The sequence below is a fragment of the Oceanomicrobium pacificus genome (assembly GCF_009833495.1).
Lineage (GTDB): Bacteria > Pseudomonadota > Alphaproteobacteria > Rhodobacterales > Rhodobacteraceae > Oceanomicrobium > Oceanomicrobium pacificus.
Genome location: NZ_WUWG01000001.1, coordinates 936,046 through 953,111, shown reverse-complemented (window position 1 = coordinate 953,111; position 17,066 = coordinate 936,046). Strand labels below are relative to the sequence as shown.

Genomic DNA, 17,066 nt, shown 5'->3' with positions numbered 1-17,066 from the left:
GACCTGAACCCGCCCGCCGCCTATTGATGACGGAAGAAGATTTGAGGTGAGGCATGGCAGACCCTGCAGCCCTGGACATCGGTCCGGACCCGACACTCCTGTTGATGGATGATGACGAGCCGTTCCTGCGGCGGCTGGCGCGCGCAATGGAAAAGCGCGGCTTCGACGTGAAGACCGCGCTCAGTGTGGCCGAAGGCACCGCGATCGTGGAAGGTGGCGCTCCGGCCTATGCCGTGCTCGACCTGCGGCTCGAGGATGGCAACGGGCTCGACGTGGTGGAAAAGCTGCGCGAGAAACGCCCTGACAGCCGCATCGTCGTGCTGACCGGATATGGCGCGATCGCCACGGCCGTTGCGGCCGTGAAATTCGGCGCGACCGACTATCTGTCGAAACCGGCCGACGCCAACGACATTACAAACGCGCTTCTGGCGGGCGAGGAAGACAAGCCGCCGCCACCGGAAAATCCGATGTCGGCCGACCGCGTCCGCTGGGAGCATATCCAGCGCGTATTCGAACTGTGCGACCGCAATGTCTCGGAAACCGCACGGCGGCTGAACATGCACCGGCGGACCCTGCAGCGCATCCTCGCCAAACGCAGCCCGCGCTGACGGTTCGGTGGCCGGTCTCAAGACCCGCCCCACCGACCGGTCCGTGCCGGACTATCTGGCCGGCGTCGCCCATGCGGCGCGGCGCGCGGATGCCGAAGCACTAACGGCAGACATGGAAGCGGTCACCGGCATGCCGCCCGTCCTCTGGGGCGACAGCCTGATCGGCTTCGACCGCTATCTCTATGAACAGAAGAACGGCATGCGGGCGATCTGGCCGGTCACGGGGCTCGCGCCGCGCAAGACCAATCTGGTCGTCTATATCATGCCGGGATTCTCGCGCTATGGCGCGCTGCTGGACAGGCTCGGCCCGCACAAGACGGGGGCATCATGCCTTTATCTGGGGCGTCTGTCAGGGATAGACCGGGATGTGCTGAATGAGCTGGTCGCGCGCTCTGTCGAGGACATGCGCGCGACCTACCCCACCGGCATGACCCTCACCGCGGACTGAATGCAGTCGACCCCCGATGCGGTGCGGGGCATGCAAGGCCCGTCCGGTCGGGCCCCGAAATTCTCTGGATCGTTCGGAAACGGATCGCGGATCAGGCGCGCTCGGCGGCCGCGTCTTTCAGTTCCATCAGGCGCTTGGTCTGGGCCAGGCGATAGCTGAACTTGTCCAGCGCGGTCTGGTTGCGGCGGGCAAAGAGGATGCCGGACAGCATGTTGGTCGGTTCGGCGATCAGGGTTTTGACGATATGCGACATGACGCAAAGCCTTTTCAAATCTTGTTACTCACTGGTGTCGGCCCCCGTCGCCACCGTTTACAGCTTCCTTTTCGCTCCGGAATTGGCGCGCAATGGGATGAAATTGTGACCATTTCTGGATCGGGTCGCTTTTTGTCTGCCTGCGGCGCGGTTCCGTGGAAGGGGGGCGAGGCCAGCGCCCGCGCGTGATCCCCTTGTCTTCCGCGGGATTCGGGCGTATATGCCTTGCCAACAGCGGCGGGTGGCTTCCAACCCCACCCCCACCGGAACATGTCACGGGCCGCGGGCCCGTTTTTTTGTTTTTAGAGGATCCATGTCCGATCTGATCGCCAAAGCTGCCGTCGACAAGAAGCTCGCCGCGCTCGTCACCCCGACGATCGAGGGCCTGGGCTATGAGCTTGTGCGCCTGCGCTACATGGGCGGCAAGAAGCCCGTTCTGCAGGTCATGGCCGACAAGCCCGACGGCGGGATCGAGGTCGATGATTGCGCGAAAATCTCGCAAGCCCTGTCGGCGGTGCTCGATGTCGAGGACCCGATCGAGGCCGAGTATGCGCTTGAAGTGTCGTCGCCCGGCATCGACCGGCCGCTCACCCGGCTGAAGGATTTCGAGGCTTTCGCCGACTATGAGGCGAAGATCGAGACCGAGGAACTGATTGACGGGCGCAAGCGCTTCAAGGGCGTTCTGCGCGGGGTCGAGGATGACGAGGTTCTGATCGAGATCCCCGAGGGCACGATCGGACTGAAATTCGACTGGCTGGCCGATGCCAAGCTGGTCCTGACAGATGACCTGATCGCCGAGATGCTGAAGGCCCGCAAGGATGCCGGCATCATCGACGAAAACGCATTCGACGAAATAGAAACTGACGACAGCGAAGAGGACGCATCATGAGTGTAACGTCGGCAAACCGGCTGGAGCTGCTGCAGATCGCAGATGCCGTGGCCCGCGAAAAGCTGATCGACCCGGCACTGGTGATCGAGGCGATGGAAGAGAGCCTCGGCAAGGCCGCACGGTCGCGCTATGGCGCCGAATATGACATCCGCGCAAAGATCGACCGCAAGACCGGCGAACTGGCGATGACCCGCGTGCGCGACGTGGTCGAGGAAGTGGAGAACCACTTCACCGAGATGACCGTCGAGGAAGCCGGCGCCTATCTTGACGATCCGAAGGTCGGTGACCAGGTGATCGACCCGCTGCCGCCGATGGATTTCGGCCGGATCGCGGCCCAGTCGGCCAAGCAGGTCATCATGCAGAAGGTCCGCGAGGCCGAGCGCGAGCGCCAGTATGAAGAATTCAAGGATCGCGTCGGCACCATCATCAACGGCACCGTCAAGCGCGAGGAATATGGCAACGTCATGGTCGATATCGGCCGCGGCGAGGCGGTTCTGCGCCGCGACCAGAAGATCGGCCGCGAGGCGTTCCGCATCGGCGACCGCGTGCGCGCCTATGTCCGCGACGTGCGTTCCGAAGTGCGTGGCCCGCAGATTTTCCTGAGCCGCACGGCGCCGGAATTCATGGCCGAACTGTTCAAGATGGAAGTGCCCGAAATCTATGACGGCATCATCGAGATCAAGGCCGTGGCCCGTGACCCGGGCTCGCGCGCGAAGATTGGCGTTGTCTCCTATGACAGTTCCATCGACCCGGTCGGCGCCTGCGTCGGCATGCGCGGCAGCCGCGTTCAGGCCGTCGTGAACGAGCTTCAGGGCGAGAAGATCGACATCATCCCGTGGAACGAGGATGCCGCGACCTTCCTTGTGAACGCATTGCAGCCCGCCGAAGTGGCCAAGGTTGTCATCGACGAGGATGCGGAGCGGATCGAGGTTGTCGTGCCCGACGACCAGCTGAGCCTCGCCATCGGCCGCCGCGGCCAGAATGTGCGTCTGGCCAGCCAGCTGACCGGCTTCGACATCGACATCATGACCGAGGCCGAGGAAAGCGAACGCCGTCAGGCCGAGTTCGCCGAACGCAGCCAGCTGTTCATGGAAACGATGAATGTCGACGAGATGGTCGCACAGCTTCTCGTCTCCGAAGGCTTTGCAACTCTCGAAGAGGTTGCCTATGTAGAGCTTGACGAACTGCTCTCCATTGACGGGTTCGACGAGGCCACCGCAGAGGAACTGCAGGCCCGCGCCCGTGAAAGCCTCGACGAGATCAACGCCAAGGCACTCGAAGCCGCCCGCGAAATGGGCGTCGAAGACAGCCTTTTCTCTTTCGAGGGGCTGACGCCGCAGATGTTCAAGGCGCTGGCCGAGGACGGGATCAAGACGCTTGAGGATTTCGCCACCTGCGCCGACTGGGAACTGGCCGGCGGTTACACGACCGTCGACGGCAAGCGGGTCAAGGATGACGGTGTGCTGGAATCCTTCGACGTGTCGCTCGAAGAGGCGCAGGAACTGATCATGCGCGCCCGCGTGGCGCTCGGCTGGGTCGATCCCGAGGAACTGGCGGCCGAGGAAGCCGCACAGGCCGAAGGCGACCAGTCCGAGGCCGAAGGCGAAGGTGACGCCGCCGAGGGTGAGGACGCCTGAGCATCGCGACGGACCGGCAGAGCGAGGACGGGGATCGCGCGATGAGCCGCGGCGGACGGACAAAGGATCGCAGCACGCCCGAGCGGCGCTGCATCGCGACCGGAGACACGGCGCCCAAGGCGGGTCTGATCCGTTTCGTCGCCGCGCCTGACGGGCAGGTCGTGCCCGATCTGTCGGGCAAGTTGCCGGGCCGCGGGCTCTGGGTTTCGGCTGACCGCGCCGCGATCGACCTGGCGGTGCGCAAGGGGCTTTTTTCGCGCGCGGCGCGGCAGAAGCTCGACGCGGACCCGGATCTGGCCGACCGGGTGGAGTCGCTTCTGGCGCGGCGGGTCATCGATCTGCTGTCGCTCGGACGCAAGGCCGGACTGGCGGTGGCGGGGCGCGAAAAGACCCGCGATGCGCTCGTTTCGGGCGACGCGGCCCTGCTTGTGCAGGCCCATGACGGGTCGGCACGCGAAAAATCGGCATTCCGGCCCCCGAACGGGCCGGAATCCCACGTGACATGCCTTTCGGCCAAGGAATTGGGCTTGGCCTTTGGGCGCGAAACTGTGATACATGCCGCGCTGAAGGCCGGAGGGATCACGAAAACGCTCCGCGCCGAGGCCATGCGCCTCGCGGGACTGCGACAAGGCCAGGGCCAGGGGGCCCCGGCAGGACGGACGGACCGGACAGGCTCCGGCGATGAAGGATAGAGATACGCATGAGTGACAAGACCGGCAATGACGGCAAGGGCAAAACGCTCGGACTGCGCGGCGGTGGCACGGAAACCAGCCACGTCCGCCAGAGCTTTTCGCATGGCCGCAGCAAATCGGTGACCGTGGAGCGGAAACGCAAGCGCGTGGTCGTTCCCAAGCCCGGCGCGGCCGGGTCGGGTCAGGGTGGCGGCCGGTCCAAGGGCGGAAAGCCCGCGGTCCCGGACGTGGAAATGCAGCGACGCCTGAAGGCGCTCGAGGCCGCGCGCGCCGAGGAACAGGAGCGCAGCGCCCGCGAACGCGAGGAAGAAGAGCGTCGCAAGGAAGAGATGGACCGCCTGCGCGCCGAGAAGGAGCAGCGCGAGGCCGAGGAGCGTGCCCGCGAGGAAGCGCGTCTCGCCGCCATCGAGGAAAAACGCCGCAAGGCCCAGGAAGCCACGGCCGAGAAGGCCAGCGGCTCCGCCAAGCCCAAGCAGCGCCGCGCCCCGGCAGAGGAAGCCGCGCCCGATCCGGCAGCCGCCCAGGCCCAGGAAGCCCGCGTGGCATCCGGCAAGGTTGCGCCCAAGACCGGCCACGGCACCGCGCCGAAGAAGGAAACCAAGGAAGCCCCGCGCAAGCCGGCCCGTGGCAAGGGCGATGACAATCGCCGCCGCGGCAAGCTGACGATTGCGCAGGTCACCGGCGGTGCCGCCGGTGGCCGCCAGCGGTCCATGGCCGCGATGAAGCGGCGGCAGGAGCGCGAGAAGCGCAAGATGTCCGGCGGGAGCCAAGAGCGGGAAAAGGTCATTCGTGACGTTCAGATCCCCGAGGCGATCACGGTTCAGGAACTGGCCAACCGTATGGCCGAACGTGTCGCGGCAGTCGTGAAGGCGCTGATGACCAACGGCATCATGGCCACCCAGAACCAGACGATCGACGCCGACACGGCGGAACTGATCGTCGAGGAATTCGGCCACAAGCCGGTTCGCGTGTCCGACGCAGACGTGGAAGATGTGATCGTCACCGAGGAGGACCGGGAGGAAGATCTCCAGGCCCGTCCGCCGGTCATCACGATCATGGGCCATGTCGACCACGGCAAGACCTCGCTGCTCGACAAGATCCGTCAGGCCAATGTTGTCTCCGGTGAGGCCGGCGGCATCACCCAGCATATCGGCGCCTATCAGGTGACGACCGAGGGCGGGGCCGTGCTCAGCTTCCTCGACACGCCGGGCCACGCCGCCTTCACCTCGATGCGTGCCCGTGGCGCGCAGGTGACGGATATCGTCGTGCTCGTCGTCGCCGCCGATGACAGCGTCATGCCGCAGACCATCGAAGCGATCTCGCACGCGAAAGCGGCGGGCGTTCCGATGATCGTCGCGATCAACAAGATCGACCGGCCGGCCGCGGACGTGAACAAGGTCCGCACCGAACTGCTGCAGCATGAGGTGATCGTGGAAGCCATGTCGGGTGACGTGCTCGACGTGGAAGTCTCCGCCCATACCGGCGAAGGCATCGACAAGCTCTTGGAAGCGATTGCGCTGCAGGCCGAACTGCTCGACCTGAAAGCCAATCCCGACCGCGCGGCCGAAGGTGCCGTGATCGAAGCGCAGCTCGACGTGGGCCGCGGTCCGGTCGCGACCGTTCTGGTCCAGAAGGGCACGCTGAAGCGCGGCGACATTTTCGTCGTCGGCGAACAGTGGGGCCGGGTCCGTGCGCTCATCAACGACAAGGGCGAGCGGGTCGAGGAAGCCGGACCGTCGGTGCCGGTCGAGGTGCTCGGCCTGAACGGCACACCCGAAGCCGGTGACGTGCTCAACGTGGTGCCCGACGAGGCCCGCGCGCGCGAGATTGCTGCCTATCGCGAAGGTCTCGCCAAGGACAAGAAAGCCGCTGCAGGCGCGGGCACCTCGCTCGACCAGCTGCTCGCGCAGGCCAAGGCCAGCGAAAATGTGTCGGAACTGCCGATCGTCGTGAAGGCGGATGTGCAGGGCTCGGCCGAGGCGATCGTCCAGGCGATGGAGAAGATCGGCAACGACGAGGTGCGCGTGCGCGTGCTCCATGTCGGCGTCGGAGCCATCACCGAAAGCGACGTGACGCTTGCCGAAGCCTCCGGCGCGCCGATCATCGGCTTCAACGTCCGTGCCAACGCGCCGGCCCGTGAAAGTGCCAACCAGAAGGGCGTGGAAATCCGCTACTACTCGATCATCTACGATCTCGTGGATGACGTGAAGAAAGCGGCCTCGGGCCTCCTGTCCGCCGAGATCAAGGAAACCTTCATCGGCTATGCCGAAATCAAGGAGGTCTTCAAGATCACCGGCGTCGGCAAGATCGCAGGCTGTGTGGTCACCGAGGGCGTTGCCCGCCGCGACGCCGGCGTGCGCCTGCTGCGCGACAATGTGGTGATCCACGAAGGCAAGCTGAAAACGCTCAAGCGCTTCAAGGACGAGGTCAAGGAAGTCCAGTCCGGTCAGGAATGCGGTATGGCCTTCGAGAAATACGAAGACCTGCGCGAAGGCGACGTGATCGAGATTTTCGAGACCGAGGAAATCGAACGCGAGCTCTGAGCCCCGCGCGATACGAGATCAGGAAAGGCCCCGCCAGTGTGCGGGGCCTTTGTTGTTGCGCAGGCGGGCTGTCACAGGTCGAGCACCACCCAGGCCGGGTCATGGTCCGACCCGTCGCCGCCATGGCGCGTGCGGCGGTCGATATGGGCCGAGACGAGATGCGGCGCCAGCCCCTGTGACAGCCAGATCTGGTCGAACAGCTCATAGCGCGGCGGCTCCGGTCCGCTCGGGTTGAACCGGTGGGTCCATTGCGGCCGCGCCGGACCCGGCCCTTGCCCCGGCGTCTCGGGCTTCGGCGGGCGGGTTTCTGCGGCCGCGGCCAGCCCGTCGACGAGCGGCTGGCCGTCCACCACCAGCATCGGCGCAAGATCGGCGGAATCCTCGGGGTCGTTCATGTCGCCGGTCAGGATGAACTTGCCGCCCGCACGTTCCTGCCGGCTGATAATGTCGGCCACCATTTCTGCCTGTCGCCGCCGCCGTGCATTGGCCGCCGCCGCACCCGCCACGGGATCCTGATCGTGGGGCACGAAATGGCTTTTCAGATGCGTGTTGTAGAGCGTGAACGCCTTGGATCCGTCCGGTTTCCGGATTTCCACCTGCAAGAGGTCGCGGCCGAAGACGCGGCGGCCCGGATCACCCGGATGCCGCGCGGCCTGATGCGAGGTGATCGGGCCGATCGGCAGTTTCGACAGGATGCCAACATCGATCATGCGCGGATCGTTGCCTTCAACGAGCGCCACTTCCGCATAAAGCCCGTTCAGATTGTCGCGGTTGAACTGGCGCAGGATGTCGACATGCTCGACCTCCTGCACGGCCAGCACATCAAGATCCATGTCCAGGATCCGACGGGCCACTTCCGCCGTCGCATCCGCGGGTTTGGCCTTCACCAGCCGCCCCATGAAGGTGCGCACCGCCACCTGATCGGGCAGGAAGGTCAAAGCGATCCCACCCGCTTCCTGCGGCGGTATCCCGTCAATGTCGGCCTGAAAATTGAACCGTGAGAAGAGGTTGTTGAGGTTGAACGTCCCGACGCTGATCTGCATGTCTGCTCCTTCGCCTGATCCGTGAAGCCGGCAGAATATCACCCAATTGGGCCGGCTTATGTGACGCTTCTGGCAAATTGCGGACAGCAGACATATATCAGCCCGAACGAAGGAGAGGGACATGAGCGAAACGGATCGGTTTCCCGGTTGGCACGGCACCACCATCGTCGCGGTGCGCAAGGGCGGAGAGGTGGTCGTTGCCGGCGACGGGCAGGTGAGCCTCGGCCAGACGGTCATCAAGGGCTCGGCCCGAAAGGTGCGGCGCCTGTCACCCGGCGGGCAGGATGTGGTCTGCGGCTTTGCCGGATCGACCGCCGATGCGTTCACACTTCTGGAGCGGCTCGAAGCCAAGCTCGAAGCGACGCCCGGGCAACTGGCCCGCGCCTGTGTCGACCTCGCCAAGGACTGGCGGACGGACAAGTATCTGCGCAACCTCGAAGCGATGCTGATCGTGACCGACGGGACCGAGTTGTTCGTGCTGACCGGTGCGGGTGACGTGCTGGAGCCGGAAAATGATATCGCCGCCGTCGGCTCGGGCGGAAATTTCGCGCTGGCCGCCGCGCGGGCGCAGATGGACACGGACCGCAGCGCCGAGGAGATCGCCCGCCGCGCGCTCGAAATCGCCGCCGAGATCTGCGTCTACACGAACGGAAACATGGTCGTGGAACGGATCGGTGGCTGACAGGATCAGCTTCAAGCCGGTGCATCGGGATGATTTTCCGCGCCTGCGCGACTGGTTGTCCCTGCCGCATGTGCGCCGCTGGTGGGGCGACCCGGAGCGCGAGATCTCGCTCATCGAGGGCGATCTGGGCAATCCCGACTGCAACGGCTACCTGGTCTACGAGGATGACCAGCCGGTGGGCTATGTGCAGGCCTGGCGCGTCGGCGCCTATGCCGATGCGCCGGAGGAACCTTGGCTCGCCACGCTCGATCCCGATCTGGTGGGCATCGACATTTTCCTCGGCCCGGTCTCGGCGCTTGGTCGCGGGCTCGGACCCGAGGTCCTGAGCGCCTTCGTGGCGAAACTTGTCGACGCCGGCGCCGACCGGCTCATCATCGATCCGGATCTGGCCAACGGCCAGGCGGTCCGCGCCTACGAGAAAGCCGGCTTCCGCCGCTTTGCGTTGGTGGGCGAGGCCGAGGACACGCTCCTGATGGAGCTCAACAAGGAAACGGATAGGCAGAATGACTGATCTGACGCCCCGCGAAATCGTGTCTGAACTGGACCGGTTCATCATCGGCCAGAAAGATGCCAAACGCGCCGTGGCCGTTGCCCTGCGCAACCGCTGGCGCCGCCAGCGCCTGACCGACGAGCTGCGCGACGAGGTCTACCCCAAGAACATCCTGATGATCGGCCCGACCGGGGTCGGCAAGACCGAGATATCGCGCCGTCTGGCAAAGCTCGCCCGCGCGCCCTTCATCAAGATCGAGGCGACCAAGTTCACCGAGGTCGGCTATGTCGGCAAGGATGTGGAGCAGATCATCCGCGATCTGGTCGATGCCGCGCAGATCATGGTGCGCGAGCATATGCGCGAGGATGTGAAAGCCGCTGCCCACACGGCTGCCGAGGACCGCGTGGTCGAAGCACTGGCCGGCCGCGATGCACGCGACCAGACCCGCGACATGTTCCGCAAGAAACTGCGCGACGGTCTGCTTGACGACAAGGAAATCGAGCTTGAACTGACCGACACGTCCAACCCGCTCGGGATGATGGAGATCCCGGGCCAGCCGGGCGCAAACATGGGCATGATGAATCTGGGCGACATCTTCGGCAAAGCCCTTGGCGGCCGGAAGACGCGCCGCAAGATGAAGGTGGCCGACAGTTACGAAGTCCTGATTGCCGAGGAGGCCGACAAGCTGCTCGACGAGGAAAGCGTGACCAAGGCCGCGATCCATGCGGTCGAGCAGAGCGGCATCGTCTTCATCGACGAGATCGACAAGGTCTGTGCCCGTTCTGACGCGCGCGGTGCCGATGTCAGCCGCGAAGGCGTGCAGCGCGACCTGCTGCCGCTCATCGAGGGCACGACCGTCAGCACAAAATACGGGCCGGTGAAGACGGACCATATCCTCTTCATCGCATCGGGCGCGTTCCACATCGCCAAACCGTCGGACCTGCTGCCCGAGTTGCAGGGCCGGCTGCCGATCCGGGTCGAGTTGCGCGCCCTCACCGAAGAGGATTTCGTCCGCATCCTGACCGAGACCGACAATGCGCTGACCCTGCAATACAAGGCACTTATGGGCACGGAAGAGGTCACGGTGACATTCGCCGAGGATGGCATCCGGGCGCTCGCGCGGATCGCGGCGGAGGTCAATACGAGCGTCGAGAATATCGGTGCGCGGCGGCTCTACACGATCCTCGAACGCGTGTTCGAGGATCTGAGCTTCTCCGCGCCCGACCGCGGCGGCGAGAAGATCACCATCGATGCGGCCTTTGTCGAGGAACGTCTCGGCAATCTGGCCCGCTCCACGGACCTGAGCCGCTACGTGCTCTGACAGGCTCGACCCGCTTTCTCAAAAGAAACCGCCGCGGCAATTGCCCCGCGGCGGTTTGCGTTCTACGATCCGGCCAAAACCCGACATGGCCAACAGGATCGATCAGATGACACGAATTGCCGGCGCTCTTCTGGCGCTGTCCCTCGCCTTTCTGCCCGCCACCGCGCCGCAGGCGCAGGAACAGCTGGAACTGACGCTCGACGCCTATGTCGCGGTGATGAAAGCGCAGGGCAATCGCGTCGCTTTCGCCGACAAGTCGGTCGCCGACGATGACAGTGTCACCTATAGCGAATTTTCCTACACATCCGCCGACGGGCAGGTGTCGCTCGACGCACCATGGATCCGGTTCGCCCCGACCGGCACCGAATGGACGACCCGCATCACGCTTGCAGACATGGCAGAACTGACCGTCACGCCACTCAACCCCGACGGGTCGGAAGGTGCGCCGCTGGCGTTCGACCTGGCCAATAGCGGGCTGGAGATCGACACGAACGCGATCGTGCCCGACCCGACCATCCTAGACCGGATCGACGTGGCACTGCGTGCCGGCCAATTGAGCATTGCCGGCGACAATCCCGCTTCACCTTCGCTGAAAATGCTGCTGGCGAGCTTCGAAGCGCTGGAATCGAATTTCTCCTACGACGCGGTCGCGGACCGTGTGGCCGGTGAACTTGTCACCGACACGCTGGCGCTCGATTATGATTTCGCTTCCGAGGTGGAAGGGATGCGGTCGGTTTCCGCCAGCCGGACCGACGATGTACGGCTCGACTATGCGTTCGACATCGGTCGGACCGAGGAAGAGTTCAAGGACTACCTGACGGGCTACATGTCGGGCGAACTGTCGCTCGATGCGGGCAACAGCAGCTATACCGGCACGACCGAGCAGGATGGCAGCAGCTTCGCCTTCTCCGGCACGGCGACCGGATCGCAGCTCGAAGCGGCGATCAAGAATGCCGTCCTGACCTATGCCGGCACGTTCGGCCCTGCCAACTATGCCTTTACACAGACCGGGGGCACGATGCCGCTGCCGCCGATCGATGCGGATATTGGCGGCGGGTTTTTTGACCTGCGCCTGCCGCTGATGACCGGAGAGGGCAGCGACGAGATCCGGCTGGGTCTCGGCGTGTCCAAGGTGGCGCTGAATGACGAGATCTGGGCGCTCATCGACCCGTCGAGCGCAATCCCGCGCGAACCGGCCGATCTGGAACTGCGCCTGAGCGGCCTGAGCAAGATCAACGTGCCGCTGTCGGTCGAGGAACAGATGGACGCCGAGACATTCGGCGAGATCGAGAAACTCGACATCGGCGTGGCCACCCTGTCGGCGGCGGGTGCCAGCGTCGATGCGACCGGCGGTGTCACCTTCGACAATAGCGGCGATGTGCCGAAACCGCTGGGCGATGTGCGCGTCACATTGCGCGGGCTAACCACGCTTTCGCAAGCGCTGGTGCAGGCCGGGATCATCGACCAGATGCAGGCCGGCATGGCCATGGGCATGATCATGGCTTTCGGCAAGCCGGGCGACGGTCCGGATGAATTCGTCACCGACATTACCTTCACGCAGGACGGTATCCTCGCCAACGGCACGCCGATCCCGCAGTAACCCCGCGCCCGGTCCCGGGCGCTCCGCACACAGGCTGACGCCATGTCCTATTTTGCCTTTCTGCGGGCCAACCTCCGTTGGCTCGCGGCCGGCTTCATGCTCATGTTTGCCTCCAGTTTCGGGCAAACCTTCTTCATTTCGATCTTCGCGGGCGAGATCCGCGCGACCTTCGGGCTGAGCCACGGGGCCTGGGGCGGCATCTACACGATCGGCACGCTGGCCTCGGCGGGGCTGATGTTCCTGTCGGGCGGGCTGGCTGACCGGATCCCGCCGAAGCGCCTGACGCTGATGGTGCTGATCCTCTTCATTTGCGCCGCCCTCGCCATGGCGGCAAATCCGGTCGCAATGCTTCTGCCCGTCATCATCTTCGCTCTGCGCTATTGCGGGCAGGGGATGATGAGCCATATGGCCATCGTCAATGTCGGGCGCTGGTTTGCCGCGCGGCGCGGGCAAGCCGTGTCCGTCACCTCGCTCGGCTTTTCCGTGGGCGAGGCATTCCTGCCAATCATCTTCGTGCTCATCATGGGCGTCATCGGCTGGCGCGGCGGCTGGGTCGTGGCCGCGCTGATCCTTGTGGGGCTCTGGCCGGTGCTCGCCGTTCTTCTGCGCGCGGACCGCCAGCCGGTCGGGACCACCGGCGCGGAAGCCGACCAGACCGGTATGGACGGCCGACACTGGAGCCGCCACGATGCGCTCTCGCACTGGCTCTTCTGGATCTGCCTGCCGGCACTCATGGCGCCGCCCGCCTTCGGCACCGCCTTTTTCTTCCAGCAGGTCCACCTGACGGAGGTGAAGGACTGGCCGCTTGAGGGGTTCGTGGCGCTTTTCCCGATCTATACCGGCAGCGGGGTGGCCTCAATGTTTCTGTTCGGCTGGATCGTCGACCGTTTCGGGTCGAGTCGCATCCTGCCTTTCTTCCTTGCGCCGCTCTGCCTCGGGCTGGTGCTGGCCGCACGTGCCGACACACTCCTGTCGGTGCTGCCCGCCTTCCTGTTCCTTGGCATGATGCACGGGATGAACACGGCGCTTTTCGGCGCGTTCTGGCCGGATGTCTACGGCACGAAACATCTGGGATCCGTGCGCGCGGTCGCGAGTTCGCTCGGGGTGTTTGCCTCCGCGATCGGGCCGGGGATCACAGGGTTGATGATCGACCGAGGCATCGGATTCGAAACCCAGCTTCTGATGATGGCGGGCTATTGCCTGATCGTCAGCCTGCCGCTTTTCACCGCGATGATGCGGCTGAGGCGGCACCTAGTCCGTGCGGCGTAGATAGATGTAATAGGCGCCGCCGCCGCCATGCCGACGGTGCGCTGGCGCCAGTTGCAGAACGATCTGGGACAGGGGCGGCTGGTCCACCCAATGCGGCAGGTTGTGGCGCAACACACCGCGTTGCGGGCCGAGGTGATGCGCCTCCGGCCGTGCGGTGTTGCCCTTGCCGGTGATGACGAGCACCAGCCGCATCCGTTCCGCATAGGCGCGCAGAAGAAACCCCTGCAAGGCACTGTGCGCACGGCTCAGCGTCATGCCGTGCAGGTCGAGGCGCGCTTCGGGCCGCAGCTTGCCCTGCGACATCTGCCGGTACCGTTTGCGGTCCATCCCGATGGACGAGGGTGCGGGTGCGGCCATCGGGTCGGGCGCAAGGTTGACGCGCGTGCGCGGCTCCCGGCTGATCGGTGCGGGGCGCAGGCTGATCTGCGGCGGACGGGATTTCGGCTGCGGGTCGGGGATCGGCGGCGGCACGGGCGCGGCACCCGCGCCGGTTTCCGCGTCCGGCGCTGTCAGGCGATTTCGCTGCGCGTCCGAGAGGGGCACCGTGCTGTCGGCCACCTTCGACCAGAGCGCCCGGTCGTCGTCTGACAGTTTCTTGCGCCGGCGCCCCATCGGCTCATCCCCCGAGCCCGAGACGCGCCACCGTGCCGCGCGGCAGCAGAAGCACCATCCGTCCGCCATGCTTGATCCGGCCAGCACGCTGTCCGGCCTCGACACCCGTGCCGAAGAAGAGATCGGCGCGCTGCGGACCCTTGACGGCCGAGCCGACATCCTGCGCCACCATCAGCTGCCGGATCGGGTTGGTCGCGCGGTCAAGCTCGATCCAGACCGGCGCGCCGAGCGGCGTATAGGCCGGATCAACGGCCACGGAGCGCAATGTGGTGATCGGTTTGCCCATCGCGCCGAGCGGCCCGAGAGATTCGTCGAGACCCTTGATCTCGCGGAAGAAGATGAAGGAGGGGTTGTGATGCAGGATGCGGGTGCGAGCCTGCGGGTCTTCCGCCACCCAGGCGCGGATGGCCTGTGCCGAGCCTGACTGGATCAGGCCCTGGCGCAGCATTTCCTTGCCGACGGAGCGGTATTTGTGATGGTTGCGCCCGCCAAAGCCGAGCCGCATCGATCCGCCCTCGACCAGCCGGATACGGCCCGAGCCCTGCACATGGAGGAAAAACGCATCCACCGGATCGCGGAGCCAGACAAGTTCCAGCCCCTTGCCGACCAGCGCGCCTGCTTCAATCTCGGCACGCGTCTTCCACGGCTTGCGGTCCTTCGGCATGTCGGGCGGCAAACGGTAGACCGGATATTTGAACACCGCATCACGCTTGCGCGACCCTTGCAATTCCGGCTCGAAATAGGCGGTGAAAAGGGTGCGGGACGCATTTTCCAGCAGTATCGGCTGGAAGAGCGTCTCGAAAAAGGCTTTCGCATCCGTCACCGATTTGGCCGCCACGCAGGGCGCGGCCCAGTCTTCCGCAGGCACAAGCGCGGTCTTGCGCGGTTTCTTGCAAGTTATCCGGAAAGCGGCAAGCGCGGCGGCATGATCATCCGCCGCCCAGCCGCGCAGATCGTCGAAATCGAGGAGCGAAATCTCCAGATCACCCGCCACGGCGGGCAAACCCGTTCCGGCCAGCGCAGCCGCCAGCAGAAGGCTGCGCAGCCGTCGGATCATTCACCCGTGGCCGTCAGGAGCCAGTTGGGATCGTCGCTGCCCATCACGCGCGAGAAAGTCCAGATGTCACGCTGGCGCCGTGCCGTGGTGGCGTCACCCTCGACAACATTGCCTTCCGCATCGCGCACGACGGACGTCAGCTCGCCCACGAATTTCATCGTGATGTCAGCCTCGCGGCTGTCCTCGTCGAACTTCGCATCGACAAGACGCAATTCGCGAACGCCGATGAATGTCGCATCCACCTCAAGCCCCTTGTCGGCCCGGTCCTCGACCACGGCGCGGAAGCTTTCATAAACTTCCGGCGACAGGAAGGTCTCCAGCGTTTTCAGATCGCCGTTTTCGAAGGCCATCAGGATCATCTCATAGGCCGCCCGGGCGCCATGGGCGAAATCATGCACCCGGAACCCCGGTTCCACGGCTTTCATCTTGGTGATGGCCTGGCCGGCGGGGCCGTCAGCCTCGACATAGTCGGCAATATCATGGTCCACGCCGCCGCCGTCGATCACCTCGAACCGGCCATTGTCGGCGGGGCTTTCGGGGATGGCGGGTTTTTGTGCCTCGGGCGGCGCCTCGAAACCGTCGCGGGTGCCCAGAACACTGCGCAGGCGCAGCACCAGAAAGACCGCGATCGCGGCGAGAATAAGGATCTGGACCATTGCGGATCCCATCGAGAACCTCGTTATTTTGGTTTGCCCGTGGAAGATCGGGCCGTTGGGGCTTATGTAAGCACTCACCATCGGCAAGTCCAATGGATCCGGGGAACAGGAAACAGGAACAGACCCATGATATGGCTCTTTTTCGCATTTGTCGCGGTTCCGATCCTAGAGATCGCGCTCTTCATTCAGGTCGGCGGGCTGCTCGGCCTGTGGCCGACGCTCGCAATCGTGATCCTGACAGCCGTCGCCGGCACGGCGCTGATGCGGCGCCAGGGCCTGTCGACGCTCGCCGAATTGCAGGACAGCATGGAGCGCGGCGGCGATCCGACCGGACCGATCGCCAATGGCGCGCTCATCCTCGTGGCCGGTGTGCTTCTGCTGACGCCGGGCTTTTTCACCGATTCCATCGGCATCGCGCTGCTGATCCCGCCCTTCCGCAAGGCGCTGATTTCATGGGGGGCTTCGCGGGTGGCCGCGCAATCCTATGTCTACATGTCGCACCAGACGGGAACGGGACGCGCCGCGCCGCAGCCGCCGCGCGGGGACAGTTCCACCATCGACGGCGATTTCGAGATCCTCGACGATGTACCGCCTGATGCCCGCCGCGGCACCTCCGGCTGGACCCGCGACCCGCATTGAGCCTTTAAAAACAGGCTGCGCATTGTTCCCCGGCGCCGGGGATGATACACCCAGCGCTGAAAAAATGTTTTGAGCAAGGAACCATCCATGGCCGAAGAGAACGCCGCCCAGCCGGCACAGCAGACCCCGCCCCGCATGAAGGTGCTGACCCAGTATGTCCGCGACATGTCGTTCGAGAATGTCGCCATCCAGAAGGGCCTGAAGGTCGAGAACAATCCCGAGATTTCGGTGCAGGTCAGCCTTGATGCGCGCAAGCTTGCCGACGACCAGTTCGAGGTCATCAATCGCGTGAAGATCGAGAGCAAGGCCGGCGATGCAACCGTCTTCATCCTCGAGCTTGACTATGCCGGCCGGTTCGAGGTGCAGAACGTGCCCGAAGACCAGCTGCACCCGTTCCTGCTGATCGAATGCCCGCGGATGATCTTCCCTTATATCCGCCGCATCGTCAGCGACGTGACCCGCGATGGCGGCTACCCGCCGCTGAACCTCGACAGCATCGACTATCTGGCACTCTACCGTCAGGAACTGCTGCGCCGTCAGGCCCAGTTGCAGGAAAAACAGGCTGACGCGCCGGTCAACTGACCGTCCGCACCTAGACCAAACTCAACAAGGCCGGGCCGTATGGTC

The 17,066-nt window shown here is 64.8% G+C and carries 18 protein-coding genes; 13 read left to right on the top strand and 5 right to left on the bottom strand.

All coding sequences use genetic code 11. From position 1 onward, the window contains the following. Window positions 1-53: 53 nt before the first annotated feature. Both GSH16_RS04715 and GSH16_RS04710 read left to right on the top strand, forming a co-directional pair. On the top strand, window positions 54-608 hold the full coding sequence (locus tag GSH16_RS04715; protein ID WP_160852395.1) for an ActR/PrrA/RegA family redox response regulator transcription factor: 555 nt from the start codon (window positions 54-56) through the stop codon (window positions 606-608). Between the two features lie 7 nt (window positions 609-615). Beyond that, window positions 616-1,056: a DUF1801 domain-containing protein gene (locus GSH16_RS04710; RefSeq protein ID WP_160852393.1), complete on the top strand. Its 441-nt coding sequence runs from the start codon at window positions 616-618 to the stop codon at window positions 1,054-1,056. Window positions 1,057-1,147: 91 nt separating this feature from the next. On the opposite strand, the gene GSH16_RS04705 is transcribed toward GSH16_RS04710, so the two are convergent. Further along, the gene (locus tag GSH16_RS04705; protein WP_160852391.1) at window positions 1,148-1,309 is read right to left on the bottom strand and encodes a hypothetical protein; all 162 of its coding nucleotides are present in this window, start codon (window positions 1,307-1,309) and stop codon (window positions 1,148-1,150) included. A gap of 313 nt (window positions 1,310-1,622) precedes the next feature. On the opposite strand from GSH16_RS04705, the gene rimP reads away from it, so the two are divergent. Genes rimP through infB form a run of 4 tightly spaced genes read left to right on the top strand, consistent with a single transcriptional unit; the run spans window position 1,623 to window position 7,070 of the window. Then, window positions 1,623-2,198 carry a ribosome maturation factor RimP gene (rimP, locus tag GSH16_RS04700; RefSeq protein ID WP_160852389.1) on the top strand — a complete coding sequence of 192 codons (576 nt, stop codon included), beginning with the start codon at window positions 1,623-1,625 and terminating at the stop codon, window positions 2,196-2,198. After that, on the top strand, window positions 2,195-3,835 hold the full coding sequence (gene nusA, locus GSH16_RS04695) for a transcription termination factor NusA (RefSeq protein ID WP_160852387.1): 1,641 nt from the start codon (window positions 2,195-2,197) through the stop codon (window positions 3,833-3,835). Before rimP ends, nusA begins: the two co-directional genes overlap by 4 nt. A gap of 41 nt (window positions 3,836-3,876) precedes the next feature. Next, window positions 3,877-4,527, top strand: a complete 651-nt coding sequence (locus tag GSH16_RS04690; protein WP_160852385.1) for an RNA-binding protein — start codon at window positions 3,877-3,879, stop codon at window positions 4,525-4,527. A gap of 8 nt (window positions 4,528-4,535) precedes the next feature. After that, a complete protein-coding gene (gene infB, locus GSH16_RS04685) occupies window positions 4,536-7,070 on the top strand; it encodes a translation initiation factor IF-2 (protein WP_160852383.1) in 2,535 nt (844 codons plus the stop codon). Window positions 7,071-7,141: 71 nt separating this feature from the next. Here the strand turns inward: infB and GSH16_RS04680 are convergent, their stop codons facing one another. Further along, on the bottom strand, window positions 7,142-8,113 hold the full coding sequence (locus GSH16_RS04680) for an endonuclease/exonuclease/phosphatase family protein (protein WP_160852381.1): 972 nt from the start codon (window positions 8,111-8,113) through the stop codon (window positions 7,142-7,144). Between the two features lie 121 nt (window positions 8,114-8,234). On the opposite strand from GSH16_RS04680, the gene hslV reads away from it, so the two are divergent. From hslV to GSH16_RS04655, 5 genes are all read left to right on the top strand, one after another. Beyond that, window positions 8,235-8,795, top strand: coding sequence for an ATP-dependent protease subunit HslV (hslV, locus tag GSH16_RS04675; protein ID WP_160852379.1), 561 nt, complete (start codon window positions 8,235-8,237; stop codon window positions 8,793-8,795). After that, window positions 8,788-9,306: a GNAT family N-acetyltransferase gene (locus GSH16_RS04670; protein WP_160852377.1), complete on the top strand. Its 519-nt coding sequence runs from the start codon at window positions 8,788-8,790 to the stop codon at window positions 9,304-9,306. Before hslV ends, GSH16_RS04670 begins: the two co-directional genes overlap by 8 nt. Then, window positions 9,299-10,606, top strand: coding sequence for an ATP-dependent protease ATPase subunit HslU (gene hslU, locus GSH16_RS04665; protein WP_160852375.1), 1,308 nt, complete (start codon window positions 9,299-9,301; stop codon window positions 10,604-10,606). Before GSH16_RS04670 ends, hslU begins: the two co-directional genes overlap by 8 nt. Window positions 10,607-10,712: 106 nt before the next feature. Then, window positions 10,713-12,206: a DUF2125 domain-containing protein gene (locus GSH16_RS04660; protein ID WP_160852373.1), complete on the top strand. Its 1,494-nt coding sequence runs from the start codon at window positions 10,713-10,715 to the stop codon at window positions 12,204-12,206. A 42-nt stretch (window positions 12,207-12,248) separates the two neighbouring features. After that, window positions 12,249-13,475 (top strand): MFS transporter, encoded by a 1,227-nt coding sequence (locus tag GSH16_RS04655; protein WP_160852371.1) that lies wholly within the window; start codon window positions 12,249-12,251, stop codon window positions 13,473-13,475. On the opposite strand, the gene GSH16_RS04650 is transcribed toward GSH16_RS04655, so the two are convergent. From GSH16_RS04650 to GSH16_RS04640, 3 genes are read right to left on the bottom strand one after another with little or no spacing between them, the layout of a single operon-like run. Then, on the bottom strand, window positions 13,458-14,087 hold the full coding sequence (locus tag GSH16_RS04650) for a Smr/MutS family protein (protein ID WP_160852369.1): 630 nt from the start codon (window positions 14,085-14,087) through the stop codon (window positions 13,458-13,460). The genes GSH16_RS04655 and GSH16_RS04650 overlap by 18 nt on opposite strands. A 4-nt stretch (window positions 14,088-14,091) precedes the next feature. Then, window positions 14,092-15,144 (bottom strand): murein transglycosylase A, encoded by a 1,053-nt coding sequence (mltA, locus tag GSH16_RS04645; protein ID WP_160852367.1) that lies wholly within the window; start codon window positions 15,142-15,144, stop codon window positions 14,092-14,094. Further along, window positions 15,141-15,812, bottom strand: coding sequence for a Tim44/TimA family putative adaptor protein (locus GSH16_RS04640; protein WP_160852365.1), 672 nt, complete (start codon window positions 15,810-15,812; stop codon window positions 15,141-15,143). Before GSH16_RS04640 ends, mltA begins: the two co-directional genes overlap by 4 nt. A 117-nt stretch (window positions 15,813-15,929) precedes the next feature. On the opposite strand from GSH16_RS04640, the gene GSH16_RS04635 reads away from it, so the two are divergent. Together GSH16_RS04635 and secB are read left to right on the top strand one after the other, a co-directional pair. Then, window positions 15,930-16,439 (top strand): FxsA family protein, encoded by a 510-nt coding sequence (locus GSH16_RS04635; protein WP_160853031.1) that lies wholly within the window; start codon window positions 15,930-15,932, stop codon window positions 16,437-16,439. A gap of 87 nt (window positions 16,440-16,526) precedes the next feature. Continuing rightward, entirely contained in the window at window positions 16,527-17,021 is a 495-nt protein-coding gene (gene secB, locus GSH16_RS04630) for a protein-export chaperone SecB (protein ID WP_160852363.1), read from the top strand. The last annotated feature ends 45 nt before the right edge of the window (window positions 17,022-17,066 follow it).